Source organism: Candidatus Cloacimonadota bacterium, from assembly GCA_028706475.1.
Taxonomy (GTDB): domain Bacteria; phylum Cloacimonadota; class Cloacimonadia; order Cloacimonadales; family Cloacimonadaceae; genus UBA5456.
The window spans coordinates 1-13,421 of sequence record JAQWBI010000047.1 but is presented as its reverse complement, the minus strand read 5'-3'; the positions used below and the strand labels follow the sequence as shown (position 1 = coordinate 13,421).

Genomic DNA, 13,421 nt, shown 5'->3' with positions numbered 1-13,421 from the left:
GCACTCTTTTTCTTGACATCTGCAGGCATCCGTAAACTTTATATCCGGAATCAGCATTTTGTGGGTTTCAAAAGTCTAATACTATCTCATACAAGGAGATTGACACATGGAGCAATTCCGTATTGAGAAGCATCCGATTTTGGATGTTTCGGAACTGGACCTTGTAAGCTTCTATTTTAACAATACGAAACTGGAGGCCCGTAAAGGGGAGATGATTTCCTCGGCATTAATCGCCAACGGCATCAATGTATTTGGTCATCATCACAAGGATGGAAGTGCGCAAGGCATATTTTGCGCAAACGGACAATGCGCAAAGTGTACAGTGATCGCAAATGGAATAGCTGTAAAATCTTGCATGACTTCAGTAGCAGAAAACATGATTGTGCAAAGCGCTGAAGGCTTGCCCACGCTGGCTGAAGATGTGGAACCGCAAGATTTTGAACCCATCGAAGAAGTAGAATGCGATGTCCTGATAATCGGGGGAGGCCCCGCAGGATTATCTGCCGCTACAGAGCTGGGGAAACACAATGTGAATACTCTATTGATCGATGATAAAAATGCTTTGGGCGGTAAACTGGTGTTGCAGACACATAAGTTCTTTGGCTCTGAAGAAGACAGTCGAGCGGGTACCAGGGGACACGAAATCGGTAAAATACTGGCTGAGGAGCTAAAGCAATACTCCAGTGTGCGTACATGGGTAAACAGCACTGCTCTCTTTGTCTTCAGCGACAAAAAAGTGGGAGTACTGAAAGATGGTGTGTACAAGCTGGTAATTCCCAAAAGAATCCTGAACGCAGCCGGAGCCAGGGAAAAGTTCCTGCGTTTTCCAGGCAATAAGTTGGCGAGAATATATGGCGCTGGGGCATTTCAGACATTGGTAAACCGAGATCTGGTGCGTCCTACCCAGCGGCTCTTCATAGTGGGTGGCGGCAATGTGGGGCTGATCGCTGGATATCATGCCCTGCAGGCGGGAATAGAAGTTGTGGGATTGGCAGAAGCAATGCCGGCCTGCGGCGGATATAAGGTTCACGCTGATAAACTGCGTAGATTAGGAGTGCCGATCTACACTTCGCACTCAATTCTTTGTGCCAATGGGGAAGAGACTGTGGAGAGCGTAACAATCACGAAAGTGGATGAACACTTCAACGCTATTGAAGGCACCGAAAAGTCTTTTTCCTGCGATACCATCCTGATTGCGGTTGGTTTAGATTCCCTATCCGAGTTTGCTCTCCAGGCAGAGATGGCGGGCATCCCTGTCGATTCTGCCGGAGATGCTTTGGAGATCGCAGAAGCCAGCTCAGCGATGTTTAATGGTAAGATAGCCGGACTGAAGATAGCCAAAACCATGAAGGGAGACTCTGTGGAAGATATCCCCGAATCTTGGTATACCAAGGCGGAAGTACTAAAAGCACATCCCGGAAAGATAAAAGACTATCAACCACTTGGAAAAGAGAGAGGAGTAATGCCCGTGATCCACTGCCTCCAGGAAATACCATGCAATCCTTGCACCACTGTGTGTTCGACAAATTCCATCCAAACCGAGGATGGCAGTCTGTTGGCTTTACCTCGCTATACCGGTTCATGCATCGGTTGTGGCAAATGCCTACTTATCTGCCCCGGATTGGCTATCACACTTGTGGATTATAGAAAAGACGCAGAACATCCTACTGTGACAATCGCTTATGAGATAACAAATATAGCGGTTAAAGAGGGCGACAAGCGAATACTCTGTGACATCAATGCGGGTGAATTAGGTGAGTTTGAGGTAGTATCAGTTATGGAATACAAGAAAAAACATACTTCCTTGGTCAAGTTTCAGGTTCCTAGTGCCATAGCACGCAAGGTGGCTGGGTTCAGAGTACAGGATCCCGCGGTATCGGCAGCGCTGCCGGAAGCAATCGTTCAAAAGAGAATGGCAAATGATGCAATGATTTGCCTGTGTGAACGTGTAACTGTGGGTGAGGTAAGGTCTCTTATCAGAAAAGGTATCAATGACTTGAATCAGATAAAAGCTATTACCAGAGCTGGAATGGGCCCTTGTGGGGCAAAGACCTGCGAAGTGATGATCAAGTCTCTGCTACGCGAAGAAGGCATCCCAGTGTCTGAAGTGGTACCCAATACCAAGCGTCCCATCTTCGTGGAAGTGCCATTGGGAACATTCCCGGATGGAGGTAACAAATGATTTATGATGTAGTAGTAATCGGAGCTGGAGCAATAGGTATTCCCGCAGCATTGAGTTTGGCGGAAAAAGGTCAGAAGGTATTGGTTATTGAAGGTGAACATTCTCCCGGGCAGCAGAACAACAAAAAAGCAATCGGGGGAATCCGCGCTACACATTCAGATTTTGGCAAGATAATGGTATGCCTGCGATCAATCGAGATTCTGCGTGATTGGAAAGAAAACCGTGGAGACGATATTGGCTGGATGAGCAATGGCTATTCGTATCCTGCTTATAATGAACATGACGCCAAAATACTTCAGGACCTGATGAAAGTTCAGCATAGCTATGGATTGAATATAAAGTGGTTGAGCGCAGAAGAATATGAACAACTGGTACCCGGAATAAGGATGGACAAGCTTCTGGGTAGCACATATTCTCCTGAAGATGGCAGTTGCTCTCCTTTGTTGACCACCAATGCATATTACTTTCACGCCAAACAAGCAGGAGTGGATTTCCGCTTTCAGGAATTGGTAACAGGAATCAAGCATGATGGCAGTACTGGATGTGAAGTAATAACAAATAAAGGTAGTTATAAAGCTGGAAAGGTAATCAACGCTGCGGGGAATCATGCCCGTGAGATCGGAAAAATGACCGGAGATGATCTGAAGGTCTTTCCAGACAACCATGAAGCAGGTATTACCGAACCTGTGGAGAGATTCTTTGGCCCAATGGTGATTGATATGCGCAAAGCACCGGGCAGTGCTAACTTCTACTTTTATCAAAACAATGAAGGCCAGGTAGTATTCTGCATCACTCCGGATCCCCCGATATTGGGTATAGATAACCGTTCCACTTCAACATTTCTTCCGATGTGTAGTAAACGAATGATAGAAATCTATCCACGCCTGCGTAACCTGAAGGTTCGTAGAACATGGCGGGGTCAGTATCCAAATACACCTGATGGATTCCCAATCGTTGGTAGAAGCGAACAAGATGAAAGCGTGATCCACGCAGTAGGTATGTGCGGACAGGGATTCATGATGGGTCCCGGCATGGGAGAGCTTTTGTCCCGTATGACATTGGAAGAATTGAGCGAAGATGATTTACGTGTTTTAAAGAGCTTTGATCCCCACAGGGATTTTAGCGCCGAGGAGGCTTTTAAATAAAGCCATTGACAGGATACCCCTATTCCGCTCTGCTGACACAAACAACAAATGGAGAATATGGATGCCCATATACAAGGTGCTTGTGGCAATCTTGGTTCTGGGAACCTTGTTTGCACACATTGCTTATGCGCAAACGATCAAGCCCAGCAATCTGGAACGTTATGCCTATCAATACATCGTTGAACTATATGAACGAGGAGCCGGGGAGAGACTGTCCCGTGAGATAAACAGCTTTCAGGCACGTTATCCCCAAAGCTATTATAATAAGCATCTGCGCTTTCTCGGGGCGAATCTGGCCTTGGAACAAGGGTTGCACGACGAAGCATTACGCATTTACAACGAACTCCTGACAGAGGATCTGGAACTCTCTCTGCGCCATAATATCTATCTGTATCGGGCTATGACTCTGATAGTTCAGGAAGACTACTCTGCAGCCATGCACCAGATCCAGATCCTGGAATCCGAGACCAAGGACACAGTCCTTTTGGCTAGGGCAAACCTATACCGGGCCAGGTTGTATCGCAGACTGGGTCAATACTATAGTGCCATGCTATCCTATCAATACACGCTGAAAGAAGCTCCTGAACCTGAGATTGAATACGAGTATTTCGAGGTTCTGGTTAAACTGCAAAAAGAGGAGGAAGCCAAAGAAGTGTTGTATGGCATCAATGAGCAAAGCCATATCTACACTAAAAGTAACGTTGTATGGGCAAAGTACCTTTTGGACAACAATCGCTTCCAGGAATTTGATGAACACATGGCTAGGATTCCGACAATATTGAACGATCCTCAAATCCAGCTATTACGCATCCACAAAGCCATTGCCGTGGATAATTTTGGCGAGGCAGCTGAGCTATTGTCCAAAAGCGATGCCCGAGGTTCCCACTTCGACTATCTCCGAGCATTAGTCCTTGTAAAAGCAGGAGAAACACAAGCGGCTGACAGCATCTTTGCAACACTTGTGAAGCAGTCCGAACCGGAGATAAAAGTGCTCAGCTATCTGGAACGGCTCAAGATTCTGTTTCAGAAAGAACCGATGGCAGCTATGCTTCAACTGGGAAGCTTTATCGATCAGCCTCAGAATGATTTGATGAAAGCGGAACAGCTCTTCACAATGGGGTATTTCGCTTACATGAAGCAGGATTATCCGGAAGCTTTAAGATACATGGCTCAGGCAAGAAGGGAAAGTAACAAACGTCTGCTTTTAGCAGACATTGATCTCTATATAGCCCAGGCTTGGCTAAAGGTGAAAGACAATTCCCAAGCCTTAGCAAGTTTCAATCGTTACTTGAATCTGTATCCCACGGGAAAAGATAGAGATGCTGCACTTTACTATCTGGGATTCTTGTATCACGAAAGCAAAGATTACCGGATGGCAACATCCGCATTTCAGCAATTGATAGAAAGTCATCCCAGATCAGCATATTTACCCTCTGCCAAGTTTTATCTGGCAGAGATGGATTTTTACATGGCAAACTACAATCTGGCTTTGGACGCTTTTCTGGAGATTGTGAAAGCAGAACCTGAAAACTCCGATGCGATCCTGAGAGTGGCTCAGATATATTACTACTCCGGTGAATATGATCATGCCGAAACTTGGGTATCGAAACTGAAACCCATTTACGATTCCCTGATCTTGGAAGGGCACATTCACTTTAGCCGAAAAGACTATCAAACAGCCTTGCAGAAGTTTCAGACGGCAGAAAACAGCACTGAAGACAAGCTAAGGAAAAGTGAAGCAAAGAGCTATAGAGCACTGTGTCTGTATCAGCTAAAACAATACACTGAAGCTTCTCGACTATATATGGAACTCTTCGAAGGTCAGGAGAGTCCGGATACATACCTGTATCTGGGAGCCAAATCCGCATACGCTGCCGGGGATTACAACCTCGCCCTGGAACTCTTTGATCATTTTCTGCAGACTTACCCTGATTCGCAATACTACCTCCCCGTGCTGGCTGATGTAGCAAACAGCTATTTCAACTTGGGAAATTATCACCAAGCGACCACCGATTACATGAACATACTGCGTCGTTTCAGAAATATTCAAGACTTCAACGATGCCGATCAAGCTCTTCTACGAGAAGTCTTTACCGGCTTGGACTTCTCTCTGTCCCGAATCGATGATCCAGCTCCGAGTATGGAATTGATGGAGATGGCAGATTCCTTCCACAGCGAATATATCCGTTTTGAATTATCCTACTTACTCACAAAGCTCTATGCCGGGCGCGATATGTGGAATGATGTCTTGGAACAAGCCCAAAACCTCCGCAGCGAATTCCCCGACTACAAGCGCAATGATGTGGAGATGTTGATGGCACAGAGCTTGATAAACCTGAACGAGTATCAACAGGCAGATTCATTGCTCAGTAATCTCTATTCCGATACTCAGGATATGCAGGCACTGATCAGTTGGGCTGAAGTGGATATTCTAACAGGTAACTATGATGATGCAATAAACAAGTTCCACGACGCACTACAACAGGAACCCAGTCCAGAACTATGGTACAAAGCCCTTTCAGCATCAGTTGCTGCGGGATTTATAGACTTTGAGCAGCTTTGGGATCTGGGTGCCGAATACGAAACGCAAGTTCACGCGTCGAGCATCCTGAAGCTGGATTACCTGATGCATAGCCAGCATTACGACGAAGCGGATCTTCTTGCGGAAGACATCATAAATAACAGTCCGAGCACGCATGACCATGCCACTGCGTTCCTGAATAAAGCACTTATACTGCATAGAATAGAAAACTACGAAGCAGCCATCGATGAATTGGGGAAGATTATGATGATCTTTGGTGATTTTCCCGATATCCAGGATAATGCTGCATACTATACAATTCTTTCTTACTTGAAGTCAGGTGCTACCGAAGAAGCGCAAATGCATTTATGGGATTATGCTCCCTTGCTTTCGGAACAGCATCTTCAAGAATTGAACACATTGATGCAAGATGAGGAGCAGGAATGAGAAAACTGAGTCTCTTCATCGTCCTGTTCATCTGTTCATTCCTTTTTGCTCAGATCCAGGTTCTGCCGGATATCGAAGTTAGCGGAGAAAGCCAGGTAAAGATCTTTTTGTACAAGAAAGCGCTACCATATAGCAACGATAGTCTCATGAACGACAGCCTGCGCACTTATCTGCCCGAATCACTTCCGGTAATGACTGCAAAGACGACTTCTGACAAGGCTCCCGAACTGCAGCATTACATTCACGCACAGGCTAGCAGCCGGATGAAGCTGGATGCGGATTACAAGTACAGCCCCGATCATGAAAGCATTAGTTCTCTGGGTATAGCAATGTCCCTGTATGCTCCCAAGAGTGATTATGTCTCAAGCCATTTCCAGGGTTCAGGAGCATTCCGGTTGATCTCTGGGGAGGACGTGGCACTGGATTTGATTCGCCTGGATGCAGAAGGAAAGTCACTAAATAGTAAATACTTGGCTGCCGAACTCTATATATTTAAAGACCGATACAGCTTCAAACATTTTGACCTGAACAGGATGTCAAATACCTTTGGTATAGACTTGCTTGATCAACGCAACCAGAGTCTCGAGCGCGAACACAGCAGTGCAAACTTTGTGCACAGTAGTGTACTGAGTTTTCCCGATTTTGATTGGGGAAACCGAGGCTACTTCCATACGGGGCGCAGCAGTTGGCATAGCTACGCGGAATTCGATGTCACAAACTTCGATAAGGGCTCTATGCACTTGATGTATGATGGCCGCCATTTCATACCTGCTCCTGGATTTAACTTGCGCTACATAACTGATTACGATCAGCAACTCAGTATAGTGAACAGCCCCAGTATTCAGATCAATCCCTATGCGGGTGTGCTCAGGGCTTACCGATGGATATATATACCTTCCAAACCGAAACACACTCTGATACCATTGGATTTCAGCATCCGTTTGGAGGATGTCCTTCCCGTAAGCACAGAGTCTTTTCTGCGCAGCTTCGCGGTTGTAAATAACAGTCAATATAGGATTAACGATGCACTTCTTACAGATAGCAACAATCCTAAAATTCCGATGTCATATTACGACGATGTATTTATAAATACCAGCACAATACACGCGGGTTTCGGCCAGGGAAGAGTGGTTTTCGACCAATCGCTGAAGCTTAGTTTGGCCTATCTTGCACAGCAGGACTGGATCAGAAAGCCATACAACTCCCTTTTACAGGCAGAATCCGCCTTTAGCTTCAATCAGTACCCCTATTCATTATCAGTCTCAATGAATCAATACTATTTCAGCGTTGATCATCTACAGCAGGATATGAAGGAGGTATTTGATCTCAGCTTTGAAGGAGCGTATGAGATTGAGCGTTTTAGCAAATTGTACTTACGGTGTGAGAATGTTCTGAATTCAGACATTAGAGCGTTCAACAACCTGCCCCGACAAGGTGTTTCTATCAAAGCTGGAATCTACCATAGGTTTTAGGCGGTATATTTGAACAAGTTTCAACGCATATTGCGCAATCTGCTAAAAGCCATGTGTTCCGAGTACAACGGTATTCAAGTATTCCTGTATCCTGGGACGATATTTTACTGGCTGTCCGGCAGTGATTTACTGGAGTCATTCAGCTCTTTGATGACCATGCGAATTCATTATCTGCCTTTGGTTTTCTTTACTGTCCTATTTGCTTATGTTGCATTTATGGTGCTGAAGCTATACTGTACTTTCTTTGAGGGACCCCACCGCCTTTTCCCAAAGCGGCTTAGCGATTTCTGGGATCATGTGATTAATCTGCACCTTTATCTGTTTGTGACTCTCATCGTTCTGATGGCTTTCTACGTCCTCAGCAAATTCCTGAGCTATTATTATGGGATCAATCTACCGCTCAGGCAGGGAGTGTGGTTCTTTTTCCGCGCTTTCACCGTGTTTCTGATTCTTTTTTACTTCCTCCGATCGATGTGGATCAGCCCTTTTCAAAAGCGGGATTTCAGCCTCAGGCGCAGTGAAAGACACTGTCTGGCATGGATGTTACGTCATCCTTGGATTGCTTTGAGATACAATGTATTGATGCTGGTGCTAGTATTGGCTGCAATCCGACTGTATCTGATCCTGATTGTAGTGATTATCAGCCCTGCCTTGAGTTTTCTAAGTACTTTAAGCGGCCAGCAGCTATTCATTGAACTGATACCGGTTATTAGTATGGGAAGTATATTCTTTAATGTGTTTATGCTGTTTGCTGCCTTTATGCTGTCCAATCTCTTTTTCTATCCAATCATCAAACTTGGTCAGAGGCTGTTGCTGACAATGCATCCAATCTCCATCAATCAGGTGAATAATGCCTAAAACGATAAGGAAGCCAAACGCAAGCAAGAGACACAAGATAAAGAAGATAAAACGCCGCCGTCCCCATTTGGGATTATTCCTGGTTGCAGGCATCACCACAGCTTTGATTATGTGGGCTCTCATTCGGGAACCAATGCCTGCACCCCAGGATTTGGAGCAGATAGTTGCCCAAGAGATTATTGAACGAACCGCAAAGCCGGTATCCAGCGAGAAAAGAGAACTGCAAGATAATAGGCAAACAGATGAAATAGCAAGCTCTAAACCTGCTACCGGCAGTCATGAAACAGCTCCCAAGAAAGAGCAGAAACCGGAACCGGATAAACCAAAACCCGGTGAAAGCGAACTTGATCTTGTAGTCCGCAAAACCTCTGAGAAACTGGGAGTCCCCATTAGCGCTACCCACCGGAGGAAAGTGGAAAACATCGTATGCTACTCACTTCCCATAGACAGAAGTCAGATGGATCTCACTTATGCAAACATGATCTTCAAAGGAGCTATGGAACATGCCGGTGCTGCTTTGTTGGAAGGCAAGGATAACCACAATAAACACAGCCTTGCATTTACCAAAAAAGGCATCCGTGAAAGGTACGAACTGGATATATATTACGATTCTTCAGTATATCAGAGTAAAACTGATACCAAGACCATTACCATAGTGATCGATGATTTTGGTGCTATCGACGGAAGCCTGCTGGATGGTTTCTTCGAGCTTGATCCAGAGATCTGTTTTGCAATATTCCCGGATGAAAAGAACAGCGAATCCACCATGCATCGTGCTACCGCTCAAGGGCGAGAGACCATTATTCACGTTCCCATGGAGCCAATTGGCTATCCCAGAGTGAATCCGGGTTCAAACGCCATCCTGGTACAGCACAGCGAAGAGAAGATCGCCAAGATTCTGGACCATTTCAAAGCCAAGCTGCCGGATTGTATCGGAATAAACAATCACATGGGAAGTTTGGCAACCACCGATCCCGATGTGATGCAAGCAGTGATGAACGCATTGAAGAAGCATGACATGCTCTTCTTGGACAGTCGAACCACAAACGTCTCCATTGCCTATCAAACCGCACAGAAATCGAATTTGAAAACCTTTCGGAACGACATCTTTTTGGATAGCCCAAACATCAGCCAATCTACCATGGAAGCGAAATTGAACCGAATCCTGGAATTGGCCAGTGTACAGAATCATGTGATTGCCATTACACATTGCCACAATAGTGACAAGTTGGATTATCTGAAAAGCATATTAAAAAGGCTGAAAAAAGCCGGATTCACCTTGGTTCCGCTGTCTCAAATCGGAGAACGAAACATACCGGAGATATTATGAACTTTTTGCAAACAGTATTATTGGGTTTAGTCCAGGGGCTCACGGAATTCATTCCCGTCAGCTCTTCCGGACATCTGGTCCTGGCTCAGCACTTTTTGGGTATAGAAGCCGGAGGAGACATCAGTTTTGAAGTCTTTATGCATCTGGGAACTCTATTGGCTGTGTTTATCTTTTTCCATCGGCAAATCTGGGATCTTATCATTTCGTTGTTTTCCTGGAAATCCGGACTAGATGGCGAAACTCACCGCAAAAACCGCTCGATCATTGCATATTTGATTATTGCTACTTTGGCTACTGGACTCTTTTATCTGATCTTTGACGACATGCTAAAGGGAGCCTACGATAAGCCACTGTTTGTGGCCATAATGCTACTGATCACTGGTATCCTGATCTTTGCCTCCGACTTTGTGAAAAACACTTCGGTACCTGCCTCAAACATAGGTTTCATAAAGTCTGTTCTGATAGGTTTGGCGCAAGGTATTGCCATTATTCCCGGTATCAGCCGCTCCGGTACAACTATCACCGCTGCACTATTTTGCGGAGTGAAACGCAAGGATGCTGCATACTTTTCTTTTATGTTATCCATTCCTGCCATCCTGGCTGCAAACATCAGTGAAATGGGATCGCTCATGGCCCTGGATATGTCGATTCTGCACCTCTATATTACCGGTTTCGTGGTTTCATTTATCAGCGGATACTTGGTGATAGCATTTCTTATTCGCCTTATCCAATCTGGTTCACTGAAGTATTTTGCCTTTTATGTGTGGTTGGTCTCCGCAATATCCATTACTCTCTTACTGATAGGATAATGGAAAAGCCCGATAATAGCGCTCTTGCTTTTGATGCTTCCAAAGTGAAGCTGGGCACAAACTATCTGCTGGTGGGCAGTGATCCCTATCTCATCGATAGAGTGATCAGCCAGATTAAGCACTCTTTGAAAAAGAAAAGTGAAATCGATGTTAGTACAGTCTATGGCGATGAAGTGAAAGCCACCGATTTAGGCGAATACCTTGATACCTTCACCATCTTTTCCAGTTCCAAACTGGTGATCATAAAGAATGCCGAGATGATGTTGAAGAAAGAACTCGAAGTGGTTGCGGATTACTTCAATTCTCCTTCAGACATCCAAAGCCTGATAGTGGTTACGGAAAAGACGGATGCCAAATTCAATGCTTGGAAGGCGATTCTCTCTGGATCAGTGAAGGTTATATGTGATCCACCGAAGTTTGTTAGTGAGATTCGCAACTGGCTTTTATCTGAAATCCGGAAAGAGGGTAGAAGCATGGAACCTATCGCTATCACGGAATTTACAAACCGTGTGGAAATGGATTACCTCAGCGCTGCAAATGAACTTGCGAAGCTCCTGCTCTTGGTGGGAGACCGCAAGCAGATTACGGCAAAAGACTTGCTTACCAGTCTCAGCGGAAACAGAGCTGGAACTCAGATCGATTTCTTCCGCGCAATGGGTGGCAGACAAGTAAAAAGTGCTCTGGAATCCTGTGCATTGATGTTGCAAACGGATGTGGAACCGCTTCAGATATTCTTTAGTATCTACCGTTTCTTCATGAATCTGTATCGGATCAACTTACTCCGGGAACGGCACCTTTCTGATACTGAAATACAGCAAAAGCATATATCGGATATTTACTATAGTCAGCGCAAAGAGTATCTGGATTTTGCCAGAAAATACAGCTTGAATGCCCTGGAAGCAATCTTTGGCATTCTTTTGGAGACAGACTCCTTGTTAAAAAGCAGTCTGGCTGATAAAAACCTGCAAATTGAGCTTTGCATCATCCAAGCGTTGAATACGAAATGAAACAAAGCGGTATCCTGCTGCACATATCCAGCCTTCCCAATAGCTTTGGCATCGGAGATTTGGGCCCCGCAGCTTATGCTTTTGCTGACTATCTGGAACGCGAAGGGCACACTATCTGGCAAATCCTGCCATTGAACTATCCTGGTTACGGCAATTCTCCCTACAATCCCATATCTGCATTTGCCTACAATGAATACCTGATAAGTCCAGAGCTACTATTGCAAGACGGCCTGTTATCAGAGAATGAACTGCTTTACTTACCTCTAAACAGCGTTGTGGATTTTCCTGCTGTTCACCAGGCGAAAGACCTCATGCTTTCCCTTGCAGCCAAGAGATTTCTGGCTCAAAATGACATTCAAGAATTCGTTCAGATTCATGCCGGATATATAAAGCCATATCTGTGCTTCGCCTGGTTGTGCCATAAGTATGGCAATTCAGAATGGTACACATGGGATAATGCTCACAAGCATTACAGTAATGAGCTCTATGAATATTGCTGGAATGAACCGGAAGTACTTCGTGCGGCTGCATTACAGATGATCTTTATAGATCAGATGAAGCGCTTGAAACAGTATCTGAAGCAAAAAGGTATCACTTTGTTTGGTGATATGCCATTGTACCTTAGTTACGAGAGTGCTGAAGTATGGGCAAATCAGCATTTGTTCGATCTGGATGGTTCAGGCGCTAGACTCAGCGTTGCGGGTGTTCCTCCAGATGTATATGCCTGCGAAGGACAACTTTGGGGAAATCCTACGTATAAATGGGACAAATTGCGGGACGAGGGCTTTTCTCTCTTTAGCGACAGGATTGGACAAGCTCTGGACTTTCTGGATCTATTGCGCTTGGACCATTTTATCGGCTATGTAAACTACTGGAAAGTGGCCTGCAATAATGGCATCCTCCCTGATACAGCAATCAATGGAGCATGGACAAAAGCTCTACCGCAAGACTTATTCAGTGTTTTGACCGAAAGGTTTGGCACAGATCGTCTGGTTGCGGAAGATTTGGGGATATTGAACGAGGAAGTATGTAGAATCAGGGATGAAATGGGTTTACCCGGCATGATCATTCTGCAATTCTGTTTCGAAGAGAGCGTGCCCAATGTGCAAGATTATCCCTCTGATCGGATCATCTATACCGGAACGCACGATAATAACACCACAAGGGGCTGGTGGGATGCTTTGCCAATTGATTCCTCATCGCGGAAACATCTCCAGGAGTTCTGTCAAATACATTTGGATGGCCTGGTGCCAAGCTCTGAAAACATTGCAGAAATTATAATGGAAACTGCCAGGCGGTCTGGTTGCAAGCGTATGATCTTTCCCATGCAGGACATTTTGGCTTTGGATGAGAAAGCCAGAATGAATATCCCGGGGACAGCTTTGGGAAATTGGCAATGGCGGCTTGTAACCGAGCTTTCCGAAGCTCCGACCCGAAACTGAGGATTCAGATCGTAACGGAGCTTTCCGAAACTACGAAGATGATGCTAATGTCCATGGAGGATTGCAGACGTCTTCGTCTACATAACTAATCTTTCCTACACCTAAGTGCTTGGAAAATGGAGTGTCGCTAGCGAGAAATAGTTCGTATGTCATTATCCAGCTTTGCGATACCCTTTTAGAGCAGATATGGATTTATCCATCTCTTCGA

9 protein-coding genes are annotated in these 13,421 nt (G+C 45.2%); all 9 read left to right on the top strand.

Annotation, left to right across the window (positions count from 1 at the left end; genetic code table 11):
• Positions 1–106 precede the first annotated feature (106 nt).
• The 9 genes from PHF32_07635 to malQ all read left to right on the top strand — a co-directional run bounded on the left by PHF32_07635 (position 107) and on the right by malQ (position 13,213).
• A complete protein-coding gene (locus PHF32_07635; protein MDD4560587.1) occupies positions 107–2,182 on the top strand; it encodes an FAD-dependent oxidoreductase in 2,076 nt (691 codons plus the stop codon).
• Positions 2,179–3,327 (top strand): FAD-binding oxidoreductase, encoded by a 1,149-nt coding sequence (locus PHF32_07630; GenBank protein MDD4560586.1) that lies wholly within the window; start codon positions 2,179–2,181, stop codon positions 3,325–3,327. The genes PHF32_07635 and PHF32_07630 overlap by 4 nt, the downstream gene beginning before the upstream one ends.
• A 61-nt stretch (positions 3,328–3,388) precedes the next feature.
• Complete coding sequence (locus PHF32_07625; protein MDD4560585.1) at positions 3,389–6,295, top strand: tetratricopeptide repeat protein; 2,907 nt, start codon at positions 3,389–3,391, stop codon at positions 6,293–6,295.
• Complete coding sequence (locus PHF32_07620; GenBank protein ID MDD4560584.1) at positions 6,292–7,767, top strand: hypothetical protein; 1,476 nt, start codon at positions 6,292–6,294, stop codon at positions 7,765–7,767. The genes PHF32_07625 and PHF32_07620 overlap by 4 nt, the downstream gene beginning before the upstream one ends.
• Before the next feature lie 9 nt (positions 7,768–7,776).
• Positions 7,777–8,625, top strand: coding sequence for a hypothetical protein (locus PHF32_07615; protein MDD4560583.1), 849 nt, complete (start codon positions 7,777–7,779; stop codon positions 8,623–8,625).
• Positions 8,618–9,955 (top strand): divergent polysaccharide deacetylase family protein, encoded by a 1,338-nt coding sequence (locus PHF32_07610; GenBank protein ID MDD4560582.1) that lies wholly within the window; start codon positions 8,618–8,620, stop codon positions 9,953–9,955. Before PHF32_07615 ends, PHF32_07610 begins: the two co-directional genes overlap by 8 nt.
• Positions 9,952–10,764 carry an undecaprenyl-diphosphate phosphatase gene (locus PHF32_07605; protein ID MDD4560581.1) on the top strand — a complete coding sequence of 271 codons (813 nt, stop codon included), beginning with the start codon at positions 9,952–9,954 and terminating at the stop codon, positions 10,762–10,764. Before PHF32_07610 ends, PHF32_07605 begins: the two co-directional genes overlap by 4 nt.
• Entirely contained in the window at positions 10,764–11,771 is a 1,008-nt protein-coding gene (holA, locus tag PHF32_07600) for a DNA polymerase III subunit delta (GenBank protein ID MDD4560580.1), read from the top strand. The genes PHF32_07605 and holA overlap by 1 nt, the downstream gene beginning before the upstream one ends.
• Entirely contained in the window at positions 11,768–13,213 is a 1,446-nt protein-coding gene (gene malQ / locus PHF32_07595; GenBank protein ID MDD4560579.1) for a 4-alpha-glucanotransferase, read from the top strand. The genes holA and malQ overlap by 4 nt, the downstream gene beginning before the upstream one ends.
• Positions 13,214–13,421 lie beyond the last annotated feature (208 nt).